This window comes from Xanthobacter sp. YC-JY1 (assembly GCF_021730305.1).
GTDB classification, from domain to species: Bacteria; Pseudomonadota; Alphaproteobacteria; order Rhizobiales; family Xanthobacteraceae; genus Xanthobacter; species Xanthobacter flavus.
In genome coordinates, this window is the sequence record NZ_CP032674.1 from 1,870,449 (window position 1) to 1,893,284 (window position 22,836).

Here is a 22,836-nt window from a genome sequence, read left to right on the forward strand (position 1 = left end):
TCAGCGGTCGTTCGCGGCGGGCGGGCTTTGCCCCGTGCCCATGCGCGAGCGGAAGTCGAACATGGCGTCGACGAAGCCGAGCACCGCCATGGCGAGGATCGGCCAGCCGAGCACGGCCGTGGTGAGCCACAGCGCGCCGAGAATGAGGAAGCGGGCCGAGTGGCCGATGGTCACGGAATGGACCACGGCGAAGCCCGCGAGCGCATACGCGCACACCAGTGTCGCGGCCGCGGCGGAGGCGGACAGTCCCACCATCGCCCCGGCCATGGACAAGGCGATCGCCACCGCCAGCACCAGCGAGGTGACGGGCGGCAGGCGGAAGGCCGACAACGTCGGCCACGGACGCCTGAGGCGCCCGGAGATCAGCGCGGCGCGGGCCGCGAGATAGAGGCAGACGAGCTGCGAGACCATGGACATCACCGCCGCCATGCCCGGCAGCAGGCGCGCCACGATGGCGCCCACGGCGGCGGGATCGGTCGGCTGCGCGCCCGGCAGCACCTGGCCCGAAAGCAGCGCCTCGAACGCGGCGATCACCGCCCGGCGATAGCTCTCGTAATCGCCGGCGACGGCGAACAGGGCGATGATGACGGCAAGGGTCGAGACGGCGGCCGAGAGCAGCACCAGCCCGCCCACCGGGAACCACACCAGCCCGTCGCGCCCGGCGGAATCGGGCCGGGCCAGCATTGCCGCATAGGACAAGGCGAAGGCCGGTCCGCCGAGGCTGACCATGTATGTCAGGAGGAAGGTGCCGCCGAAGCCGAGGCCGAGGCCTGCCCCGCCCACCATCACGGCGACGAAGGCCGCCAGAGGCGAGAAGGCGATGCCGGCGATCATCACCGGCAGGGGCGAGAGATAGAACAGGGGCACGGCCAACGCCGATCCCGCCGCGGCTCCGGCGGCAAGAAGGGCGGATGCGAGGCCGGCAGCCACGCCTGTGAGAAGAAGGTACACCATCTCGACAAGCTGTCCCGCGGGTGCGGTTAGAGGCGGGTTTTCCGCCCCAGCAGACGCTCCGGAGGTCATTCCCCGAAGCGCGTCGCTAAAGGAAGGGCGCCCTCCCGAAGGGGGCGCCCCAATCAGCGGATCAGGCGATCAGCGGATCACGAAGGGCAGCAGGCCCAGGAACCGCGCGCGCTTGATGGCGGTGGAGAGCTCGCGCTGCTTCTTGGCGGAGACCGCCGTGATGCGCGAGGGCACGATCTTGCCGCGCTCGGAGATGTAGCGCTGCAGGAGACGCACATCCTTGTAGTCGATCTTCGGCGCGTTCGGGCCGGAGAAGGGGCAGGTCTTGCGACGGCGGAAGAAGGGACGGCGCTGACCGCCGCCGGCGCCACCGGACGATGCGAAAGCCATCAGTTCTCCTCCTCGGCCTGCACTTCTTCAGTCGGACGCGGACGGCGGGGGCGATCCTCGCGGCCGCCGAAGCGGTCGCCACGATCACCGCGGTCGCCACGCTCTCCGCGCTCGCCACGATCGTCCCGGTCACGCTTCTGGAGCATGGCGGACGGGCCGTCCTCGTGCTCCTCGACGCGCAGGGTGAGGATGCGCAGGACGTCCTCGTCGATGCGCTGCTGGCGCTCCAGCTCCTGCACCGCCGCCGCGGGGGCGTCGATGTTGAGCAGGGTGAAGTGAGCCTTGCGGTTCTTGTTGATGCGATAGGTGAGGGACTTCACGCCCCAATACTCGGTCTTACCGACCGAGCCGCCATTCGCCTCGATGACACCCTTGAATCGGGTGGTGAGTTCCTCGACCTGCTGCGCCGTGACGTCCTGGCGCGCGAGGAACACGTGCTCGTAGAGCGGCATGTGTTCACTGCCTTTCGGTTTCACTCTTCCGCCCACCGGCGCCAAGCCCTTCTTGCCTTTCGGAAAGGCGCGAAGCTCGGAAGGCGGGGACACGGGACGACGGACTTTCGCCCTGCCTTCCTAAACCTTGGCCAAACCCGTGGGATGGGCCGCGGCAAAAGAAGACCGTCCGTTCAGCCCCCGGCCGGGTGCGACGGAAGCGGGGCGTATAGCAGGTTTCGACGGAAAGGCAAGGCGCCCCGGACAAGCGACGGCGGCGCCGGAGCGCCGATCCGGGGCCAGGGAAACATCCGCGCAGCGGGGCAAAGCCCGAGCGTGCGGGATTAGGAAGCGCCTTCGGCGGTTCCTTGCGCTGGACCCCGGCTCGCATTCCGCTCGCGCTGCATGCGTCCGGGGCGCGAGGTGGTTCTCCCGCCCCTGTTCCCTCAGTACAGCCCGACGCTGGCCGGCGGGCGGGGCGCGGTGGAGGCCGGCTTGGTGTTGGCGGGCTTGGCGCTGACGGGCTTGGGGGCGGTGGAGGCCGGCTTGGCGCCGGTGGAGCCGGTCGTGTTGGCGGCGGCCGCCGTGCTCTGCGCCTTCGGCTTCTTCTTGGGCGCCGGGTTGAGGGAGGCGACCTTGGGCTCGGGCATCGCCTTGTTCATGGCGATGAGCTGCGAGACGGTCACGAACTTGTAGCCCTTGGCGAGGAGGTCATCGAGCGTCTTGGGCATGGCATCCACCGTGGTGGGGTGGATGTCATGGGCGAGGATGATCGCGCCGGGATGCACATGGGAGACAATGCGGTCGTGGATGACGGTGGGATTGCGGTCCTTCCAGTCCAGCGGGTCCACGGACCAGTAGATGAAGGTGGAGCCGAACTTCTCGCGCAGGTGTGCGCGCAGCGCCGGGGTCATGGCGCCGTAAGGCGGGCGCACATTGTGGATCTTGAGGCCGGTGATCTGCTCGATGGCGGCGTTGGTGTCGCCGATCTGCTTGTCGGCGGCGGCCACGGGGATCTTGGGCAGCTGGGGGTGGTCCCAGGAATGGTTCGCCACCTCGTGCCCCTGCGCGATCATCTGCTTGATGATGTTGGGCGAGGCGACGGCGCGGCTGCCGAGCACGAAGAAGGTGGCCTTGATGCCGCGCTGCTCCAGCATCTTCAGCAGGCGTGGCGTGGTCTCGGGGTTCGGGCCGTCGTCGAAGGTGATGGCAATGTAGGGGCCATCGACCGTCGCCGAGGAGTAGGCGATGAGGTTGTGCGGATTGGTGCCGGTCAGCTCCGCGGCGGGTGCCGACATGCCGGAGCCCGACGAGAGGTTGGCCGGGGCCGGCTCCATCATGGAGGAGGGCACCGGACCGGTCATCAGAGCGGGCTTCGGCGGGGTGAAGCTTGAGGTGGGCGGCGCGGAAGGCGCGGTTCCGGACGGCGTCAGCGTCTGCGCGCAGGCGGGGACGATGACGGTGGCGGAGAGGAGAGCGGCGGCAAGAAGCGCCGGAAATCCCCGGATGGCCTTCACTTCAGGCTTCACGGCGGAACCACTTTCTGATGCGGACGTGCAGAGCTGCGCCCAATGTCCCTCGCTCGTTATGGATAAATTGTGAAGCGGGCGTGGCCAAGCCCCGCTTTCCTTATCGTAAGGTTGGCTTGACACAGTCGCGCCGATTGACCGGGTGATTCCCCTGCCTTGACTCGCCCACAATCCCGGTGTCTCTGCGCTCCCCAATTTCCAGCCGGAGGGCCGCCCATGAGCGAAGGGTCGCGCACAACACCCCAGACCGCCTTCATTTTCCCGGGTCAGGGCAGTCAGGCCGTGGGGATGGGCAAGGCCCTCGCCGACAATTTTCCCGCCGCCAAGGCGGTCTTCGAGGAGGTGGACGCCGCCCTCGGAGACAGCCTGACCAAGGTGATGTGGGAAGGTCCGTCCGACGAGCTGACCCTGACCGCCAACGCCCAGCCGGCGCTGATGGCGGTATCCATTGCCGCGCTGCGGGTTCTCGAATCGGAAGCCGGGCTTGATCTGGCCCGCGAGGCGGCCTTCGTCGCCGGCCATTCGCTGGGCGAATATTCGGCGCTGGCCGCCGCCGGTGCCCTCACCGTCACCGAGGCGGCGCGGCTCCTGCGCATCCGTGGCCGCGCCATGCAGGATGCGGTGCCGGTGGGCCAGGGCGCCATGGCCGCCCTGCTCGGCCTTGACTACGACCAGGCCGTCGCGGTGGCGGCGGAAGCCGCCGGCGACGACGTGTGCGAGGCGGCCAACGACAACGCCCCCGGGCAGGTCGTGGTCTCCGGCACCAAGGCCGCCGTGGAGCGGGCCATCCTCATCGCCAAGGAGCGCGGGGCGCTGAAGGCGGTGCTGCTGCCGGTGTCCGCCCCCTTCCATTGCCGCCTCATGGGCCCCGCGGCCGAGGCCATGGAAGTGGCCCTTTCCGGCTCCACCGTGATGACGCCGCGCGTGCCGCTGGTGGCCAATGTGCGCGCCTCCCCGGTCACCGACCCCGCCGAGATCGTCCGCCTTCTGGTGGAGCAGGTGACGGGCACCGTGCGCTGGCGCGAAAGCGTCATCTACATGGCTGGCGCGGGCGTCACCCGCGTGGTCGAGGTGGGCGCCGGCAAGGTGCTCTGCGGCCTCGTGAAGCGCATCGACAAGCAGATCGCGGCCAGCGCCGTGGGCACGCCCGACGACGTGGCGGCCTTCATCGCCGCCCGCAACGCGGCCGCTTCCGCCGCCTGACATCTTCTCACCGACGGACGCCCTCCCCGGAAAAAAATCCGGGCGAGGGCGTCCGCGCGTCGGGACACCACCCGACCAAGCCGATACAACCGGCGGCGCAAAAGCCGCGACACCCGAAAGAAACTGGGGGCTGACATGTTCGATTTGACCGGCAAGACCGCGCTCGTGACCGGCGCCACCGGCGGCATCGGCGGCGCCATCGCCAAGGCGCTGCATGCCCAGGGCGCCACCGTCGCCGTCTCCGGCACCCGCCGCGAGGCGCTCGATGCCATCGCCGCCGAGATGGGCGGCGAGCGCGTCATCGTGCTGCCCTGCAACCTCGGCAACACCGAAGAGGTGGAGAAGCTCATCCCCGCCGCCGAGGAGGCGCTGGGCGGGCATGTGGATATCCTCGTCAACAATGCCGGCATCACCCGCGACAACATCTTCATGCGCCTGTCGGATGAGGCGTGGGACCAGGTGATCGCGGTGAACCTCACCGCCGCCTTCCGCCTGTCGCGCGCGGCCGTGCGCACCATGATGCGCCGCCGCTCCGGCCGCATCATCTCCATCACCTCCATCGTCGGCGTCACCGGCAATGCGGGGCAGGGCAACTATGCCGCCGCCAAGGCCGGCATGATCGGCATGTCCAAGTCGCTGGCGCAGGAAGTCGCCTCGCGCGGCGTGACGGTGAACTGCATCGCCCCCGGCTTCATCGCCACCCCCATGACCGACGCGCTCAACGAGAAGCAGCGCGAGGGCATCCTCAAGGCCGTGCCCGCCGCCAAGCTCGGCACGCCCGAGGACATCGCCGCCGCTTGCGTTTACCTCGCCTCCAACGAGGCCGCCTACGTCACCGGCCAGACGCTGCACGTCAACGGCGGCATGGCGATGATCTGACCCGATCCCGTCGCGTCCACCCGGTACCTTCAACCGGGTGGACGTTGTACGCGGGATGGGAACTCATCTATTCTTGATGTGCGTGCGGGGGCATGGGAGGCACGCATGAGGATAGAGCGGGTGCGCGCGGGCTCTCGGCCGGCGGATGTGCCTTTGCGGCAGAAGCCGAGGGGCGCGCTGTCGCGTTTCTGGGGCCGCATTCTCGATTTCTCGCTCGTTCTGTGGGTGGTCCGGGTTCCGCTGCTCAGCGTCCTCCTCGGCCTCGCCATGATGGCCGGCGTGACGCAGGCGCAGGACGTGACCCTCGACGTCGCCATGGCCGGCGCCCCGGTGGGCGCGACAGCCGGCGTCTCCCGCGCAATCCTCTCCCTCGTCGGTGCCGTCTTCCTGCTGTGGGCCATGCCGGTGCACTACGCCGCGCGGCTGCTGGTGGAGACGGACAACGGCCTCGCCGCCAAGGTCGCCCGGCGCGATTCCGCCGCCGGCCGCCGTGGCATTGCGGGGCACGACTGGCTGATGGCGGCGATGGTGCGCGAGGTGCCCCGCCTCATCGGCGTGCTCCCCTTCCTCATCTTCGCCATCGGCGCCAACGCGGCCATCTCCAACCTGCCGACGTTGGCGGACCGCCCCGCCGTCGATGCCGCCCACCACCAGCTCGTGCTGCTGGTCTGGGCCATGCTGGCGGCGGTGCCGCTCTTCTATCTTTATTGCGTGCTGCGCGGACGGCTGACGCAGGTGCAGGCCCTGGCCGCGCTCGATCGCGCGCTCGGGCGCTGGCTGAAGCCGGTGTTCGGGCTGCTCGGCATCGCGCCCCGGCGGGACGATGCCGAGGGCCAGCTCCACGCCTCCGGCCGCCTCGCGCTCCTGGTCTACGCATTGCTGGTGGTGGCCGTGCTGGTGGCGAGCCCGCACTGGCTCGCCGCGCGCCTGCCGCTCGCTTATGCCGTGCCGCTGATCTTCGGCGGCTGGGTGCCCATCCTCGCCTATTTGTCCTCGGTGGGGCGGCGCTTCCATGTGCCGATCCTGACCGGCCTGTTCATCGCCGGCGCCATCGGCGTCTATGTGTTCGGCGACAATCACGCGGTGCGGACCGTGACCGCCGACGAGCCGGCCTACCGCCGCACCAGCCTCGTGCAGGCCGTCCATCTGTGGATGCAGGCCAATAGCTGCGCCGGGCAGCCCTCGTCCTGTCCACGCCCGATCATCGTCGCCGCGGCCGGCGGGGCGAGCCGGGCGGGCTTCTTCACCGCCAGCGTGATCGGCCATTTCCTCGACTACGACCAGCAGAAGCCGGCCTTCAGCTTCACCCGCGCCGACGGCTCCAAGGTGAGCCGCGTGGCGCGGGATGACGGGCGCTTCACGCCGGCCATCCAGAGCGCGCTTGATGGGAAGGACATCGCCACCCGCCTGTTCGCCATCTCCGGCGTCTCCGGCGGCTCCTACGGCGCGGCGGTGGTCGCCGCCGCCTTGTCCGCCCGCACCGGCAAGGCGCCGCCTTGCCCGGAGAAGGCGCCGGCCCACTGGTTCGGCGGCGCCATCCATGGCTGGCGCGACTGCCTGGAGAGCATGACGGCGGACGACTTCCTCACCGCCACCTTCTTCGGCCTCGCCTTCCACGATCAGGTGCAGCTCTTCCTGCGCGATCGCGCCGCGCTGCTGGAGGAGGCCTGGGAGGCGAGCTTCGCCCGTCACGCGGGGGCGCCGGGCGCCCCTGCCGGCCCGGGCGCCGCCCGCCGCCTCTCCGAGCCGTTCCTCAGCGCCCCGCGCGATCCCGAGCACTGGGTGCCCTATCTCGTCCTCAACGGCACCTCGGTGGAGACCGGCCAGCGCATCATCACCACCGACCTCCTGCCGACCTACGCGGCCGCCAGCCGCTGCCCGAGCGGCGGCCCCAACGCCGAATGCCCCATCTTCACCCACGCCATCGACTTCCACAGCCTCGTGCGCTCGGACCTCGACGTGCGGCTCTCCACGGCGGCCACCAATTCGGCCCGCTTCCCGGTGATCTCGCCGCCGGGCTCCATCTATCAGGTGGACACGGACGTGGTGGACCGCATTGTGGACGGCGGCTATTTCGAGAATTTCGGGGCCGAGAGCGCGCTCGAGCTGGCGCAGGCCATGGTGGACGTGGAGCCGGCGCTCGCCCCCTTCGTCCTCGTCATCTCCAATGATCCGCAGAGCGTGCTCACCGAGGAGCGCACCGCCCGCGGCGTGGTGGTGCCCGACGCCGCCGAGCACAGCTTCCTGCCCGAGGTCGCCGGTCCGTTTGGCGCCATCGGCGCGGTGCGCGGCGGACGCGGCCGGCTCGCCGTCGCCCACGCCGCCGCCTGGCTCGATGCCCGCTTCGGCGGGCGCTGCCCGGTGAACCTCGTGCAAATCAAGGTCTGGCCCGAGGATAGCGCCGGCCGCTGCCCGGTGGGCACCGCCACCCCGGAGAAGATCCGGCAGGTCTCCATGAGCTGGTGGCTCTCCAAGCCCGTGCAGATGAACCTGCACGAGCAACTGGAGCCCACCGCCGACCGCTGCAACAACCGCACGGCGGTGGAGCAGGTGTGGAGCGCCCTCGCCACCCGCTCGGAAGCCTGCACCGGGCCGGCGCCCTGAGGGGCGAAGGCTCCGCACCCCGCCATCTCCAGCGTCGCCGGGTCAAATCGTCGCGTGCCGTATTGCGGTGCGGCACGGTTGGTGTTTTCATCTCTCCGTTGCGGCGCTTCAGGCAGGGAATTTCGGGTCGCAGGGGGTGGCCCGAACGCTCCTTGCGCCGCGTGCTGGTGCCGGTTCGCAAGTCATCGAAGCTCCAGCGCAGGCGTTGCCGGGAGGCGGGAAAGGATCGAGCGGACGAGCGCGGAGGCGGCCGATGGAACGGTTGCTGGAAATACTGCTGCGACGCGTCATCGTGGATGGCGCGCTGAAGGTCACGACGGCCTCGGGCCGGAGCTTCACAGTGAGTACGCCCCCCCGCGCCGGACCGCCGCCCGCGCCGCTCGCCGTCCGCTTCACCAGCGCCGAGGCCGAGCGCGGCATCATCCTCGATCCCGAGCTGAAGCTCGGCGAGGCCTATATGGACGGCACGCTGGTGATGGAGGTCGGCAGCATCGCCGATCTCCTCGCGCTGCTCATGTCCCAGCCCGCCGCCTTCAATCCGAGCGTACCGGCCAAGGCATTCCATGTGCTGCGGCGGCTGGGCCGGCGCATCGCCCAGTTCAACCCGCCCGAGCGGTCGCGGCGCAACGTGGCGCACCATTACGACATCGACGGCCGGCTCTATTCCCTCTTCCTCGATCACGACCGGCAATACAGCTGCGCCTATTTCGAGCATGAGGGGCAGAGCCTCGACGACGCCCAGCTCGCCAAGAAGCGCCACATCGCGGCGAAGCTGGTGCTGGACCGGCCGGGGTTGAAGGTGCTGGACATCGGCTCCGGCTGGGGCGGGCTTGCGCTCTATCTCGCGGAGATGGCGGGGGCGCAGGTCTCCGGCGTCACCCTCTCGCAGGAGCAGCTGGCGCTGGCCACCGCCCGCGCCGACGAGCGGGGCATGGCGGGGCATGTCTCCTTCGCGCTGCGCGACTATCGGGACGTGGAGGGTCCGTTCGACCGCGTCGTCTCGGTGGGCATGTTCGAGCATGTGGGCGTGGCCCATTACGGCGAATTCTTCCGCAAGGCGAAGGGCCTCTTGAAGGAAGACGGCGTGATGCTGCTGCACGCCATCGGGCGGTCCGACCCGCCGGGCGTCACCAACCCGTTCATCGCGCGCTACATCTTCCCCGGCGGCTACATTCCCGCTTTGTCGGAGGTGACGCCGCACATCGAGAAGAGCGGGCTCGTCGTCACCGACATCGAGCTGCTGCGGCTGCATTATGCCGAGACGCTGAAGGCATGGCGCCAGCGCTTCCTCGCCCGCCGGGAGGAGGCGGCGCGGCTCACCGACGAGCGTTTCTGCCGGATGTGGGAATTCTATCTCGCGGCCAGCGAGATGGGCTTCCGGCACCAGGGGCTGAACGTGTTCCAGATCCAGCTTGCCCGCCGGCAGGATGCGGTGCCGCTCACCCGCGGCTACATCGCCGAGGCGGAAGCACGGCTCCGCCGGGCCGAGGCCGGCTGCGCCACGCCGCTGCGGCTCGCGGGGGAATAGCCCCCGCGAGGACCGCCCTCAGACGAAATACAGCCAGGTGATGAGGGCGAAGGGCGGCAGCAGGAAGGTGAGGGACCACGCCATGTAGCCGAAGAAGCTCGGCATCTTCACGCCGCGGTGGCGGGCGATGGAGAGCACCATGAAGTTGGGCGCGTTGCCGATATAGGTGATGGCGCCCATGAACACCGCGCCGGCCGAGATGGCCTCCAGCGTCACCGCCAGCGGCCCCATCAGCTGGTGGGGGTCGCCGCCGGCGAGGTTGAAGAAGACGAGATAGGTCGGGGCGTTGTCGAGGAAGGCGGAGAGCGCGCCCGTCAGCCAGAAGTACCAGACATTGACCGGCTGGCCGTCCGGGGCGGTGACGAGATTGACCAGCGGGGCCAGCGCGCCGCTGGTGCCGGCCTTGAGGATCGCGATCACCGGAATGATGGTGAGGAAGATGGCGGCGAACAGCTTCGCCACCTCCTTGATGGGTTCCCAGTCGAAGCCGTTGCGCTCGCGCACCAGCGCCGGGGTGATGGCCAGCGAGATCAGGGCGAACACCAGGAGCAGAACGTCGCGCACCACCCATTGCAGCTCCACGTGGGTGCCGTAGACGTCGAAATTGATGCCCGGCTTCCACAGCGCCGAGATGAGGATGGCGCCGATGATGCCGCCCAGCAGCGGCACGTTCTGCGCGCCGCGCAGGCCGAGGCGCTCGGTGGTGGGCGTCGGGTCCGGCGCCTTGCGCGCGGTCGCATCCTCGCGGCTGTAGAAATAGCGGTCCAGCAGGTAGTAGGCGACGAGCAGGAAGGCCGCGACCACCGCCGTGTCGTGCAGCAGATGCGTGGTTGTCCAGAAGAAGTTCACGCCCTTCAGGAAGCCGAGGAACAGCGGCGGATCGCCCAGCGGCGTCAGCGAGCCGCCGATGTTCGACACCAGGAAGATGAAGAACACCACCGTGTGCACGTTGTGCCGGCGTCCGTCATTGGCGCGCAGCAGCGGGCGGATCAGCACCATGGAGGCGCCGGTGGTGCCGATGAGGCTGGCGATGACCGTGCCGATGGCGAGGATCACCGTGTTCACCAGGGGCGTGCCCTTGATGTTGCCGGTGACGAGGATGCCGCCGGACACGGTGAACAGGGCGAACAGCAGGATGATGAAGGGGATGTATTCCAGGATCGCCGTATGCACCACCTCGTGCGCCGTCGCCGACGGCCCGTAGGTGAGGGAGAAGGGCACGGCGAAGGCGAGGCCCCAGAACAGCGCCACCTTGCCGTAATGGTGGTGCCAGAAGTGCGACGCGAGCAGCGGGAACAGGGCGATCGACAGCAGCATTCCGGCAAAGGGAATGCCCCAGAGCAGCGGGAGCTTGGCGCCGTTGAGGGCGGGGACTCCGTCCGCCGCCAGTGCCGGCGCGGCCGAGAGGGTGGTCAGGAGGAGTGTTGCGGCAATTCCCGAAGCGACTCTCATCCCGCGACCCGGCGCCGTCATCGCCACCCTCCCCGTAGATATCCCAGGGTTTGATGGACGATGGGCCGGCATGTGGCAAGGCCAAACCGGCCCCGTTGTCCGACAGGAGAACCGCCCGCGCGCCCCGGACGCATGCCGCGCCGGACGCATCCAGCGTCATCGGAATGCACCGGCCATGCCCCTCTCCCCTCGCGGGATAGGGGTGGGGTGAGAGGGGAGAGGTGAGGGGTGAGGGGTGTGGTTCCCCTTGCCCCGTCGGATGGGTCGTGCGGCGCCAGCCCCCTCACCCCCCGGCCCCTCTCCCGCGAGGGGAGAGGGGGGACGGCCCGCTGCGCGGGAGTTCTTGCGCTGGACCCCGGATCAGCGCTCCGGCTGGCGCCGTCGCTTGTGCGGGGAACGGTGGGGGGGGCTCGCGTTGGCCGCCGTCGCTCGAGGAAGCGCTTCGGCGGTGCGGGAAGGTTGACCGCAGGGTTGGTTTCTGTCCTAGTCCCGGCCGTTTCGACGCCTGACGGACCCATGACCCAAGATCGTATGACGGAGCACGCCCCCGAGCGCGCGCAAGAACGCACCCAGGACCGCTACAACGCCCGCGAAGCCGAGCCGAAGTGGCAGAAGACCTGGGCCGAACGCGGCATCTTCCGCACGCGCAACGACGACCCGCGTCCGAAATTCTTCGTCATGGAGATGTTCCCCTATCCGTCGGGGCGCATCCATATCGGCCACGGCCGCAACTATGTGATGGGCGACGTGCTCGCGCGCTACAAGCGCATGCAGGGCTTCAACGTGCTCCATCCCATGGGCTGGGACGCCTTCGGCCTGCCGGCGGAGAATGCCGCCATCGAGCGCGGCATCCACCCCAAGAGCTGGACCTACGAGAACATCGCCTCCATGCGCGAGCAGCTCCAGCTGCTCGGCCTCTCGCTGGACTGGAACCGCGAGATCGCCACCTGCGACCCGTCTTATTACGTGGAGCAGCAGCGCATCTTCCTCGACTTCCTGGACAATGGCCTCGCCTACCGGAAGGAGAGCGAGGTCAATTGGGACCCGGTGGACAACACCGTGCTCGCCAACGAGCAGGTCATCGATGGCCGCGGCTGGCGCTCCGGCGCCATCGTGGAGCGGCGCAAGCTGTCGCAGTGGTTCCTGCGCATCACCCAGTTCGCCCAGGAGCTGCTCGACGCCATCGACACGCTCGACCGCTGGCCGGACAAGGTGCGCCTCATGCAGCGCAACTGGATCGGCCGCTCGGAAGGTCTCGAGGTGCTGTTCGAGTTCGCCAAGGGCTCGCTCGCCGCCGGCAAGCTGCCGGCCGACACCAAGGCGGTGAAGGTCTACACCACCCGCCCGGACACCCTGTTCGGCGCCTCCTTCCTCGCGCTCTCGCCCGACCATCCGCTGGCCAAGCACCTCGCCGGCACGGACGGGCAGCTCTCCGCCTTCATCGCCGAGTGCAAGCGCGGCGGCACCTCGGCGGAAGAGATCGAGACGCAGGAGAAGAAGGGCTACGCCACCGGCCTCAGCGTCGTCCATCCGCTGGACGCCACGCGCACCGTGCCGGTCTATGTCGCCAACTTCGTGCTGATGGACTACGGCACCGGCGCCATCTTCGGCTGCCCGGCCCACGACCAGCGCGACTTCGACTTCGCCACCAAATACGGCCTCGCCATCACCCCCGTGGTGCTGCCCGAGGGCGCGGACCCCGCCACCTTCTCGGTGGCCGAGGGGCCGTATGACGGCGACGGCACCCTGTTCAACTCCGCCTTCCTCGATGGCATGAGCGTGCCCGAGGCCAAGGAGGCGGTGGCCCGCCAGCTGGAGCGCTTCCGCGTCGCCGGAGAGCCGCAGGGCACAAGGCGGGTGAACTTCCGCCTGCGCGACTGGGGCATCTCGCGCCAGCGCTATTGGGGCTGCCCCATCCCGGTCATCCATTGCGACGATTGCGGCCCGGTGGGCGTGCCCCGTGACCAGCTTCCGGTGGAATTGCCGGACGACGTCACCTTCGACCGTCCCGGCAATCCGCTCGACCGCGCCAAGGCGTGGCGCGACGTGCCGTGCCCCAAGTGCGGCAAGCCGGCCCGGCGCGAGACGGACACCATGGACACCTTCGTGGATTCGTCCTGGTACTTCCTGCGCTACGCCTCGGACAACGTGGAGAAGCCGCTGGACAAGGCGGCGGTCTCCCACTGGCTGCCGGTGGACCAGTATATCGGCGGCATCGAGCACGCGATCCTGCACCTGCTCTATTCCCGCTTCTTCACCCGCGCGCTCAAGCATTGCGGCCGGGTGGACCTGGAAGAGCCGTTCGCCGGCCTCTTTACCCAGGGCATGATCGTCCACGAGACGTACAAGGATACCGAGGGCAAGTGGCTGTTCCCGGAGGAGGTGAAGCTCCTCGGCAACGGCAAGGCGGTGCGGATCTCGGACGGCACGCCCGTCACCGTCTCCCCGCCGGAGAAGATGTCCAAGTCCAAGCGCAACGTGGTGGCGCCCGAGGTGGTCGCGGATACCTACGGCGTGGACTGCGCCCGCTGGTTCATGCTCTCCGACACCCCGCCCGAGCGCGACAGCGAGTGGACGCAGGGCGGCATCGAGGGCGCCTGGCGCTTCGTGCAGCGCGTGTGGCGCCTGGTGAACGAGGCGGTGGAGCTGGGCGCCAAGCCCGGCGCGCCGCGCCCCGCGACCTTCGGCGAGCAGGCCCTCGGCCTGCGCCGCGCCGCCCACGGGTTGGTGGCGACGGTGGCCGAGGACATCGAACGGCTGCGCTTCAACGTGGCCGTGGCGCATGTCCACGAGTTCGCCAACGCCTTCGGCTCCGCCATCGCAGCCGCCCGCTCGGCGCCCGAGGTTCCGGAAGACCTCGCCTTCGCGCTCCGCGAAGCCGCCGAGATGCTGACCGGCGTCGTGGCGCCCATGACGCCGCACCTCGCGGAGGAGTGCTGGGGCGTGCTCGGCCACGGGTCGCTGGTGGCGGAGGCCTCTTGGCCGGCCACCGAGGCCGATCTGCTGCGCCGTGACACGGTCACACTTCCGATCCAGATCAATGGCAAGAAGCGCGACGATATCGTCGTCCCGCGCGAGGCGACCCCGGCCGAGGTCGAGGCCGCCGTGCTCGCGCTGGAAAGCGTCCAGCGGGCACTCGACGGACGCGCGCCGAAGCGTATCATCGTGGTGCCGCAGAGGATCGTGAATGTCGTCGCCTGATCCGTCCTTCCGCATGCGCCCCACCGCCCTTCTCGGGCGGCTGATGCTGGTGTGCGCCCTTTCCGGGGCGCTCGCGGGCTGCTTTCAGCCGCTCTATGCCGAGAATTCCACCACCGGCGGGCCGGCGCTGCTCGACAAGATGAAGGACGTGGAGATCGTCCAGATCCAGGGGCGGCTCGGCAACGACCTGCGCAACGACCTGATCTTCGCCCTCACCGGCGGCGAGGGGAATCCCAAGGGCGCGCCGCTGCAGATGATCATCACGGTGGATTCCTCGGTCTCCACCGCGCTCATCAATTCGGCCTCGGGCTTGCCCGAGAACCAGATCATCCGCGTCACCGCCAACTGGCGCATCATCAAGGCGGATGACAAGAAGAAGGCCACCGTGACGGAAGGCGCCGCCACCGGCACGGCCACCATCGACACCAGCGACCAGCGCTTCGCCAATTACAGCGCGCAGATCGACGCCGAGAAGCGCGCCGCCCGCTCCGTGGCGGACCAGATCAAGGCGCAGCTCGCCGCGTGGTTCATCCGCACCGGCAACGCGCCGCCGGCCCGTTCGGCGAGCTGAGCGGATGGTCGCGGTCCGGCCCGGCGACGCCGACGCGGCGCTCGCCCGGCGCGACCGGACAAAGAGCGTCATCCTCATCTACGGACCCGACACCGGCCTCGTGCGCGAACGCGCCGAGGGACTGGTGCGCCGCGCCGTGCCCGATGCCCACGATCCCTTCGCGCTGGTGCGGCTGGAGGGCGACGAGATCGCCTCCGATCCCCGCCGGCTGATCGACGAGACCTCCACCATCGGCCTGTTCGGCGGCGAGCGGGTGGTGTGGGTGCGTGCCGGCTCCAAGAACATCGTGCCCGCGATCCAGCCGGTGCTCTCCAACCCCTGCGACGCGCTGGTGGTGGTGGAGGCCGGCGACCTGAAGAAGGGCGCCCCGCTCCGCACCCTGTGCGAGAACGCCCAGAACGCCCTCGCCATCGCCTGCTATGCCGACAGCGAGCGGGATCTGGCCCGCCTCGTCGATGCGATGATGGCGGAGGCCGGCCTGTCCATCGATCGCGACGCGCGCGAACTGCTCGTCTCGCTCATCGGCGGCGACCGGCTGGCCTCGCGCGGCGAGATCGCCAAGCTCATCCTCTATGCCATGGGCACCGAGCGGGTGACGCTGGAGGATGTGCGCCTCATCGTCGGCGACGCCTCGGCCCTGGCGCTGGACGACGTGGTGGATTCCGCCCTCGCCGGCGAGACGCGGGACGCGCTGGCGGCGCTCTCCAAGGCCTTCGGCGCCGCGACGCGGCCGGATGCCGTGCTCGGCGGCTTGCTGCGCGCACTCACCGCCTTGCATCCCATGACGCTGGCCGTGGCGGGGGGATCGAGCCCCGAGACGGTGGTCGGCTCCGCCCGCCCGCCGGTGCATTTCTCGCGCAAGCCCAAGCTGGAGAAGGCCCTGCGCGGCCTCGATCCCGACCGCTGCATGAAGGCGCTGCTCGCCGTGGACGACGCCGTCCTCGCCGCCCGCCGCAACGCGCCCCTCGCCCCCGCCATCTGCGAGCGCGTGGTGCTGCAGGTGGCCCAGCAGGCGGGGCGGCGGCGGTAGGGGCGCTCTTAGGCGTCGTCATTGCGGGGCCTGTCCCAGCCTTCACTCCCGAACCGCCGTCATGGCCGGGCTTGTCCCGGCCATCCACGTGGTCCGGCTGGGACTAATCCTACGGACAGTGGCGCCGTCGGCCCGACGTGGATGCCCGGCACAAGGCCGGGCATGACGGCACCGATAGGGGTGAGCGCCGCTCACAGGCGGGCGATATCAACCCGGACGGACCCGCCCTTCGGGCCATTTTCCGCCATCGGGCGCTGGCGCCCAGCGATGCCATAAGTCCGGGGAGGGCGGCTTCGTCTCGCGTGCCGCCCGCACCAGCCTGCCCGGAGCGTCGCATGAACTGGATCCTGCCGGAACGCATCGACAACCACTTCCCCGGCCACCGTGCGGTGGTGGCGGTGTTCGCGGTGATCACGGCCATGACCATCGGGCGCAGCCTGTTCCACATGTTCGCGCCGGATGGCGGGGCGCAGTCTGTGGCGCATATTCCGCTGAGCACCTTCTCGCCCGTGCAGGCGGGGCAGGCGGTCATTTTCGTCTTCGCGCTCTGGGGCCTGTCGCAGCTCATCATGGGGCTGCTCTACGTGGTCGCGCTGGCGCGCTATCGGGCGCTGATCCCGCTGCTGCTGGTGTTCATCGTCGTGGAATATACCGGCCGCTATTTGCTCGGCCACATGCGCCCGCTGGATGTCACCCACGCCCCGCCGGGCAAGATCCTGGACCACGTGATGATCCCGCTTGCCCTGGTGCTGCTGTTCTTCAGCCGGCCCGCCTTCGGCCGGCGCTGAGGCGCGCCGCTCAGGCCCTGTCGCGGGCCAGCTCGGCGAAATGGCCCTTCATCTGCAGCCAGAAGAGGGCCGCCAGGCCGGGCAGGCCAGCGACGGCGGTGAGGATGAAGAATAGCGGCCAGCCCGACGCCTCGGCGATGGCGCCGCTGGAGGAGCCGAGCAGGGTGCGGCCCACCGCGGTGAGCGCCGTCAGCAGCGCGTACTGGGTCGCGGTGTGCTCCCGCGCGCCGCACAGGGCCGAGAGATAGGCCACGAAGATCACCGTGCCGATGGCGCTGGTGAAGTTCTCGATGAGGATGACGCCCGTCAGCACCGCCTCGTTCGGGCCCACATAGGCCTGGAGCGTGAAGCCGAGGTTGGAGGTGATCTGCAGCACGCCGGAGATCCACAGGCACGTCACCAGCGGACGGGCACGGGCGATCCAGGCGCCGACGAAGCTGCCGGCGATGGTGCCGCCGAAGCCCACCACCTTCACGATCTCCACGTAAGTCGCCTTCGAGAAGCCGATGTCCAGCACGAACGGCCCGGTGAGCACGCCGGCGAAGGCATCGCAGAATTTGAACAGCATCACGAACAGCAGGATCATCACCGCCTGGTTGCGGCGCAGGAATTCGCCGAACGCGCCCACGGTGGTGGCGACGAGCCGATGCCCGGTGCCTTCGTCCGGCGCGCGCACCGGCGCCCGGGGCTCGCGGGCGAACAGGGTGGCGATGACGCCGATGGCCACGCACCCGGCGGCGATCATGTAGCCCCAGAACCAGCTGGTGCCGCGCGGCAGGCCTAGCGCCGTCTCCAGATAGGCGACCAGCGCGATGACGCCGGCGCCGGTGGCCAGCATGGCGATGCGGTAGCCGGTGACGTATCCGGCCATGCCGGCGGCCTGTTCGCGGGCGCTTTCCAGCCGCTCCACGCGGAAGGCATCCACCGCGATGTCCTGCGTCGCCGAGGCGATGGCCACGGCCAGCGCGCAGGCGGCGACGCCGAAGGGGGCGGTGATGGGGTCCTGGAGCGCGAGCGCCGCGATGGCGGCGATGAGCACGATCTGGCAGGCCAGAAGCCAGCCGCGCCGCCGGCCGAGCAGGCGGGACAGGATCGGTACGTCCACCGCGTCCAGCACCGGCGCCCACAGGAATTTCAGGGTGTAGGGCAGGCCCACGAGGCTGAACAGGCCGATGGCGGTGAGCGTCACCCCCACGTCCTTCATCCACAGCGAGAGCGTGCCGCCGGTGAGGGCCAGCGGCAGGCCGGAGGAGAAGCCGAGCAGGCTGACGGAGAGCACGTCGCGCTGGGTATAGAGCGCGACGGCCTCCTTCAGGGAGCGCCGGCGGGGGGCGTCGGCGCCGGTCGGGCTGAGGCTTTGCTCGGTCATCTCGATCCTTCCGCCATTCCCGGAACGCCGGTGGCGTGCCGCTGCGGGATGCTGCGCGCGGCATCCCGGTCTCGCCCTGCTTTATGAGCGTGACCGGTGAAGAGGTCCCTACCGCGGCAGAAAGGGCCGGTCCGCGCTCACGCCTGCGGATGGCTCCACAGGCCCTGCTCCACCTTGGACACCGCGATCACGGCCTGGGTGCGGCTTTCCACCCCGAGCTTCTGCAGGATGGCGGAGACGTGGGCCTTCACGGTGGCTTCCGAAACTGACAGCTCGTAGGCGATCTGCTTGTTGAGCCGGCCCTCGGCCAGCATCATCAGCACCCGCACCTGCTGGGGCGTGAGGGTGGAGAGGCGGGCGATGATGGCGTCGGTCTCGGCATCGGCCTTGGTGGTCACGTTGATGTCGGGCGGCAGGAACGTCTCGCCCTTCAGCACCTGCGCCACCGCATCGCGCATGTTGCCCACGCTCATGCTCTTGGGGATGAAGCCGGAGGCGCCGAGATCGAGGCAGCGGCGGATCACCGCCGGCTCCTCGTTGCCCGAGACCACAACCACCGGTATCGCCATGTACTGGGCGCGCAGATAGATGAGGCCGGAAAAGCCCCGCGCGCCGGGCATGGTGAGATCGAGCAGGATGAGGTCGAAGTCCTGGTCGCGTTCCAGCAGCGCCGTCAGATCGTCGAAGGTGCCGACCTCCTCGATCCTGGCATCGGCGCTGCGGCCGAGCACCGCCTCGCGCAAAGCACCGCGGAACAGGGGATGGTCGTCGGCGATGACGAGGCGCAGTCCGTTCCCGGCATCTTCCACCATGCTTCCTCCCCCGCAAGGCTTCAGCTTCTTGTCGCTTGTCCGCCGCAACGTCCGCGCGAATCGATTCTGCGATCATCAATCCGTGGCGAAGCGGTGACAAGCCGATCAGGGAAATTGACCAAGCGTTCCGGTGAAAGTCAAAACCACCTCGCGCCGGTGCGGCCGCTCGCGATGCTCCACGAGGTAGATCCCCTGCCACGTGCCGAGCCCCGGCCGCCCGCCACGCACCGGGATGGAGAGGCTGGAATCGCTGAGCATGGTGCGCACATGGGCCGGCATGTCGTCCGGCCCCTCGGTGTCGTGCACCCAGCGGAAATTGCGCGGCGCGAGGGTGCGCAGGGCTGTGAGAAGATCGGTCTGCACGTCCGGGTCGGCATTCTCCTGGATGGTGAGGGAGGCGGAGGTGTGCCGGCAGAAGACGGTGAGCACGCCGTCGCCGGCCGAAATCTCGCTGAGGAAGGCGGTGGCCTCGCGGGTGATGTCGGTGAAGCCCTCCCCGGGCGTCTCCACGTGAAGCACCGCCTCGGCGTGGCGCACGGCTCCGCTCAGTCTCGCCGGGGTGCGGCTGGTGCGCGCCATGGTGATCTCTCCTCCTGCTTGCGCGGCTTTCGCCCGCCACGTACCAGTTGGGGACCTGTCACGCCGCGCCTTCGGGGCGGTTATTCCCGAACCATCAGGGTCCTTCAATGTCGAAGCTGGTTCTCGATCCCGCCGTGTTCTCCGACGCGGCCGTCGCGCCCGACACGCGCATGGTCAACGATGCCATCGTGAAGGTCCTGGGCGCCATTCCCGACCGCTGGGCGACCCCGCTGCCGGACATCCGCGCCGCCCGCCTCGCCGGCAAGGGCGTGTTCCCGCTGGCCCCGGAGAGCCCGCGCGCCTCGGTGGAGACCATTCCCGGCCCGCGCGGCCCGGTGCCGGTGCGAATCTTCCTGCCGGACGGGGCGCCGAAGGGCGTCTATCTCCACATCCACGGCGGCGGCTGGACGGTGGGCTCGCCGCGCGAGAACGAGGCGCTGCTCGACCGCATCGCCGCCAATTGCGGCCTCGCCGTCGTCTCGGTGGACTATGCGCTGGCGCCGGAAGAGCCCTATCCCGCCGGCCCGGACGATTGCGAGGCGGCTGCGCTTTGGCTGGTGAAGGAGGGCAAGGCCCGTTTCGGCACCGAGCGCTTCGCCATCGGCGGCGAATCGGGCGGCGCGACGCTGGCGGTCGTCACGCTGCTGCGCCTGCGCGACCGGCATGGCATCGCACCCTTCTCCGCCGCCGTGCTCACCGCCGGCTGCTACGATTTGCGCCTGACCCCCTCCGCCCGCAACTGGGGCGACCTGCCGCTGGTGCTGAACACGCGCGACATCACCTTCTTCGTCGGCAATTACCTGCGCCTTCAGGGCAAGGCGGACGACGCGGACGTCTCGCCGCTCCTCGCCAACCTCAAGGGCCTGCCCAAGGCGCTGTTCATCGTCGGCGGCCGGGACGCGCTGGTGGACGACACGCTCTTCATGGCCAATGCGTGGGCCGCGGCGGGTAATGGGGCGGAGCTGGAGGTCTATCCCGGCGGCTGCCACGTCTTCATCGCCTTCCCCGGCACCATCTCCGACCAGGCGCTGAAGCGCATCGACGGCTATCTGACGGAGTTCTGAGGCGGGCATCTGCACCGCAGTCCGTTCGGAGAACAGCTCTCGTGCCCCGGACGCATGCAGCGACAGCGGAATGCGTCCGGGACCCAGCGCAAGGGTTCGCCGAAGGCGCTTCCGACACTGCACCGCTCTCAGGCACTGCCCCGCTGCGCGGGAGTTCTTGCGCTGGACCCCGGATCAGCGCGCCGGCTGACGCCGTCGCTTGTCCGGGGCACCCCCCTCACAGCTTCTCCTGCCCGTTGGGTGCGCGGAATTCGTCGATGAGGCCGCGCAGGCGCTTGTAGAAGCGCTCGGCATAGTCGAGGGCGCGGTCCATGTCGGATGTATCGGCGTTGGGCCCCGGCGTCGGCGGCAGAGGCGGGATGGGCGGAAGCTGGGCCGCGCGGCGCAGCGTCTCGTTTTCCGCCTGGAGGCGGGCGATCTCCGTCTCATAGGCATCACGCGAATCCGGCACCGCCTCGCAGGTGAAGCCGGCGCCGCGCTTGGCGCACAGGGAGACGCGGCCGGTTTCCCGGTCGAGCTTCAGCGCGCCGCCCTCGACCGGCGCGAAGGAGAAGCGCGGGGCGGCGGTTTCCCCGGCCGGCGAGGCGGGGGCCTGCGCGAACGCCGGCGCCGCCAGAAGCGTGGCGGCGAGGACCGCCGCGAGGGAGAGACCGGCCGACTGCGCCGGATGAGCCGGGAAGACCATGCGCGCCTCCGCATTGCGCGGCCCATTCCGCCGCGTCACTCCCGCTAGATAATCACGCCGATCGGGGCCGGAAGGGGGCAGGGCGCCTCAGGCCACGTCCGGCCGGTAGGGCGCGCGTCCCGAGGTGAGCGCCTCGTCCAGCAGATCGATGCGGTCCTGACCCCAGAACACCTCGCCATCCAGCACATAGGACGGCGCGCCGAACACATCGGCGGCGAGCGCCTTGACGCGGTTTTCCAGATAGATGGCGGCGATCTTCTCATTCTGCGCTGCCGCCACCAGCTCGGCCCCGGGCAGGCCCACGGCGTCGGCGCAGGCGGCGATCACCTCGGGCAGGCCGAGATTTTCCTGCCGCTCCCACACCCCGGAGAAAATGCGGCCCATGAGGTCGCCGGGCGCGTGCCCCGCCTCGATGGCGGCGATGATGGTCTGGTCGGCCAGCGTGCCGTCGAACGGCCAGTGGGTGGGGTGGACGTTGAGCGCCACGCCGCGCTTCTCGCGCCAGCGCTGCAGCTCGAGAATGCGGTAGCGCTGGCGCGGCGGGGCGCGCTTGGGCAAGGGCAGCCCGCCCGTCTCGGCGAAGACGGGGCCGAGCGACACCGGATGAAAGCGCACGGTGACGCCATGGCGCGCGGCGACCGCCATCACCGGGCCATGGCCCAGGAAGGTCCAGGGGCTCACGCTGGAGAAGAAATAGTCGAGGCTACGCGGCGCGGCGGCGGTGGGGCTCATTCGGGGCAGGCCTTCTTGCGTGACGTCCTTGGGCAGGGGGATGCTAGAGGCTCTTTCCACCGCCTTGAAGCCCACTGATCCAGATCAATCAGCGGATCAATCGACCGATCCGGAAGTTGTCCTTGCGCGGGGCGGCTTGACAGGGCGGCGCACGGTGCTTCCCTTCAGGCGGCCCGGAGACGTTCCGGGAGGCGGTATGAGCGACGAACGGGAATCCGAGCTGGTCGGGCTCCAGAGCGAGCTGGCAGGGGTGGCGCTGAGGGCAGCCATGGCCAAGGATCCGCCGGGCGGACCCGAGGCGGCGGCCGCAGCCGGCGGTGCAAAGGCGCGGCGGACCGTGCGGATGAATCCGCTGGCATGGATGGCGGTGTCGTTTCTGGCCGGCGCGGTGGCGGGTTCGCTGCTCCGCCCGGTCAGGTGGGTGCGCAGAGGAAGGGACGCGGGATGAATTTCGACCAGCTGACGCGGAATCTGAAGATTCTGCTGCGCACCAACACCATCATTGCCGAAATCCACCTGCGCCACATCGCGGCCCGCGCCGGCCTCTTCGCCTTCGCCGCTCTGGTGGCGAGCTTCGGCGTGGTGATGCTGGGTGTCGCGCTGTTCCTGGCGCTGGAGCAGTCCATGGGGCCCATCTGGGCTGCCGTGGTGGTGGGCGGCGGCGGGCTCTTCCTCGCGCTCATCGTGGCCATCATCGGCGCGACGCTGAAGCCCTCCCGCGAGCTGGCGCTGGCCAACCAGGTGAGCCAGTCGGCCATGGATGCGGTGTCGGCGGACCTGCGCGCCACCCAGGCCAACGTCGCCTCCTACGCCTCGCTCGCCGCCGTGCCGGGGCTGATCCTGCCGGCGCTGACGCTGCTCGCCCGCCTGTTCCGCCGCCAGCCGCGGGCTTGAGGGTTTCGGGCGCCGTCATCCGTCGGCTAGTCCGGAAGTTGGCGGTTGCCGACTTCCGTTCGCAAAGGCGGACCCGGCTGCAGCCGTGTTCCGGGGGATTCACTTCGCCGCCTTGCGGCTCTCAGTGTCCCG

21 protein-coding genes are annotated in these 22,836 nt (G+C 69.6%); 11 read left to right on the top strand and 10 right to left on the bottom strand.

Annotated features, from left to right (window positions below; all coding sequences use genetic code 11):
• The 4 genes from D7006_RS08750 to D7006_RS08765 form a co-directional block, all read right to left on the bottom strand.
• Positions 1 to 954: a DUF2232 domain-containing protein gene (locus tag D7006_RS08750; protein WP_237356311.1), complete on the bottom strand. Its 954-nt coding sequence runs from the start codon at positions 952 to 954 to the stop codon at positions 1 to 3.
• A gap of 138 nt (positions 955 to 1,092) precedes the next feature.
• Entirely contained in the window at positions 1,093 to 1,353 is a 261-nt protein-coding gene (gene rpsR, locus D7006_RS08755) for a 30S ribosomal protein S18 (protein WP_169121327.1), read from the bottom strand.
• A complete protein-coding gene (rpsF, locus tag D7006_RS08760) occupies positions 1,353 to 1,805 on the bottom strand; it encodes a 30S ribosomal protein S6 (protein ID WP_169121326.1) in 453 nt (150 codons plus the stop codon). Before rpsF ends, rpsR begins: the two co-directional genes overlap by 1 nt.
• 425 nt (positions 1,806 to 2,230) lie before the next feature.
• On the bottom strand, positions 2,231 to 3,313 hold the full coding sequence (locus tag D7006_RS08765; protein WP_237356312.1) for a polysaccharide deacetylase family protein: 1,083 nt from the start codon (positions 3,311 to 3,313) through the stop codon (positions 2,231 to 2,233).
• A gap of 216 nt (positions 3,314 to 3,529) precedes the next feature.
• Between D7006_RS08765 and fabD the strand changes: the two genes are divergently transcribed.
• From fabD to D7006_RS08785, 4 genes are all read left to right on the top strand, one after another.
• Complete coding sequence (fabD, locus tag D7006_RS08770; RefSeq protein WP_169121320.1) at positions 3,530 to 4,516, top strand: ACP S-malonyltransferase; 987 nt, start codon at positions 3,530 to 3,532, stop codon at positions 4,514 to 4,516.
• Between the two features lie 135 nt (positions 4,517 to 4,651).
• Positions 4,652 to 5,395 carry a 3-oxoacyl-[acyl-carrier-protein] reductase gene (gene fabG / locus D7006_RS08775; RefSeq protein ID WP_024279697.1) on the top strand — a complete coding sequence of 248 codons (744 nt, stop codon included), beginning with the start codon at positions 4,652 to 4,654 and terminating at the stop codon, positions 5,393 to 5,395.
• A gap of 105 nt (positions 5,396 to 5,500) precedes the next feature.
• Positions 5,501 to 7,999, top strand: coding sequence for a hypothetical protein (locus D7006_RS08780; protein WP_237356313.1), 2,499 nt, complete (start codon positions 5,501 to 5,503; stop codon positions 7,997 to 7,999).
• 253 nt (positions 8,000 to 8,252) lie between these two features.
• Positions 8,253 to 9,527, top strand: coding sequence for a cyclopropane-fatty-acyl-phospholipid synthase family protein (locus D7006_RS08785; RefSeq protein WP_237356314.1), 1,275 nt, complete (start codon positions 8,253 to 8,255; stop codon positions 9,525 to 9,527).
• A gap of 18 nt (positions 9,528 to 9,545) precedes the next feature.
• On the opposite strand, the gene D7006_RS08790 is transcribed toward D7006_RS08785, so the two are convergent.
• Entirely contained in the window at positions 9,546 to 10,979 is a 1,434-nt protein-coding gene (locus tag D7006_RS08790) for a sodium:proton antiporter (protein WP_229645761.1), read from the bottom strand.
• A 516-nt stretch (positions 10,980 to 11,495) separates the two neighbouring features.
• Here D7006_RS08790 and leuS point away from each other — a divergent pair.
• The 4 genes from leuS to D7006_RS08810 all read left to right on the top strand — a co-directional run bounded on the left by leuS (position 11,496) and on the right by D7006_RS08810 (position 16,569).
• Positions 11,496 to 14,180, top strand: a complete 2,685-nt coding sequence (leuS, locus tag D7006_RS08795) for a leucine--tRNA ligase (RefSeq protein WP_237356315.1) — start codon at positions 11,496 to 11,498, stop codon at positions 14,178 to 14,180.
• Positions 14,167 to 14,751 (top strand): LPS assembly lipoprotein LptE, encoded by a 585-nt coding sequence (lptE, locus tag D7006_RS08800; RefSeq protein ID WP_237356316.1) that lies wholly within the window; start codon positions 14,167 to 14,169, stop codon positions 14,749 to 14,751. Before leuS ends, lptE begins: the two co-directional genes overlap by 14 nt.
• 4 nt (positions 14,752 to 14,755) lie before the next feature.
• On the top strand, positions 14,756 to 15,781 hold the full coding sequence (gene holA, locus D7006_RS08805; RefSeq protein WP_237356317.1) for a DNA polymerase III subunit delta: 1,026 nt from the start codon (positions 14,756 to 14,758) through the stop codon (positions 15,779 to 15,781).
• A 335-nt stretch (positions 15,782 to 16,116) separates the two neighbouring features.
• Positions 16,117 to 16,569 (top strand): hypothetical protein, encoded by a 453-nt coding sequence (locus D7006_RS08810; RefSeq protein WP_229645764.1) that lies wholly within the window; start codon positions 16,117 to 16,119, stop codon positions 16,567 to 16,569.
• 10 nt (positions 16,570 to 16,579) lie between these two features.
• On the opposite strand, the gene D7006_RS08815 is transcribed toward D7006_RS08810, so the two are convergent.
• The 3 genes from D7006_RS08815 to D7006_RS08825 form a co-directional block, all read right to left on the bottom strand.
• Complete coding sequence (locus D7006_RS08815; RefSeq protein WP_237356318.1) at positions 16,580 to 17,938, bottom strand: MFS transporter; 1,359 nt, start codon at positions 17,936 to 17,938, stop codon at positions 16,580 to 16,582.
• A 137-nt stretch (positions 17,939 to 18,075) separates the two neighbouring features.
• Positions 18,076 to 18,750, bottom strand: a complete 675-nt coding sequence (locus D7006_RS08820) for a response regulator transcription factor (RefSeq protein WP_169121311.1) — start codon at positions 18,748 to 18,750, stop codon at positions 18,076 to 18,078.
• Between the two features lie 105 nt (positions 18,751 to 18,855).
• Positions 18,856 to 19,329 carry a secondary thiamine-phosphate synthase enzyme YjbQ gene (locus D7006_RS08825; RefSeq protein WP_237356319.1) on the bottom strand — a complete coding sequence of 158 codons (474 nt, stop codon included), beginning with the start codon at positions 19,327 to 19,329 and terminating at the stop codon, positions 18,856 to 18,858.
• Positions 19,330 to 19,436: 107 nt separating this feature from the next.
• On the opposite strand from D7006_RS08825, the gene D7006_RS08830 reads away from it, so the two are divergent.
• Positions 19,437 to 20,393 (top strand): alpha/beta hydrolase, encoded by a 957-nt coding sequence (locus tag D7006_RS08830; protein ID WP_237356320.1) that lies wholly within the window; start codon positions 19,437 to 19,439, stop codon positions 20,391 to 20,393.
• Positions 20,394 to 20,610: 217 nt separating this feature from the next.
• On the opposite strand, the gene D7006_RS08835 is transcribed toward D7006_RS08830, so the two are convergent.
• On the bottom strand, positions 20,611 to 21,078 hold the full coding sequence (locus tag D7006_RS08835) for a hypothetical protein (RefSeq protein ID WP_237356321.1): 468 nt from the start codon (positions 21,076 to 21,078) through the stop codon (positions 20,611 to 20,613).
• An 87-nt stretch (positions 21,079 to 21,165) separates the two neighbouring features.
• On the bottom strand, positions 21,166 to 21,810 hold the full coding sequence (locus tag D7006_RS08840) for a 2-hydroxychromene-2-carboxylate isomerase (RefSeq protein ID WP_237356322.1): 645 nt from the start codon (positions 21,808 to 21,810) through the stop codon (positions 21,166 to 21,168).
• A 196-nt stretch (positions 21,811 to 22,006) separates the two neighbouring features.
• Between D7006_RS08840 and D7006_RS08845 the strand changes: the two genes are divergently transcribed.
• On the top strand, positions 22,007 to 22,258 hold the full coding sequence (locus D7006_RS08845; RefSeq protein ID WP_169121306.1) for a hypothetical protein: 252 nt from the start codon (positions 22,007 to 22,009) through the stop codon (positions 22,256 to 22,258).
• Positions 22,255 to 22,704 carry a phage holin family protein gene (locus D7006_RS08850; RefSeq protein WP_169121305.1) on the top strand — a complete coding sequence of 150 codons (450 nt, stop codon included), beginning with the start codon at positions 22,255 to 22,257 and terminating at the stop codon, positions 22,702 to 22,704. The genes D7006_RS08845 and D7006_RS08850 overlap by 4 nt, the downstream gene beginning before the upstream one ends.
• Positions 22,705 to 22,836: the final 132 nt, after the last annotated feature.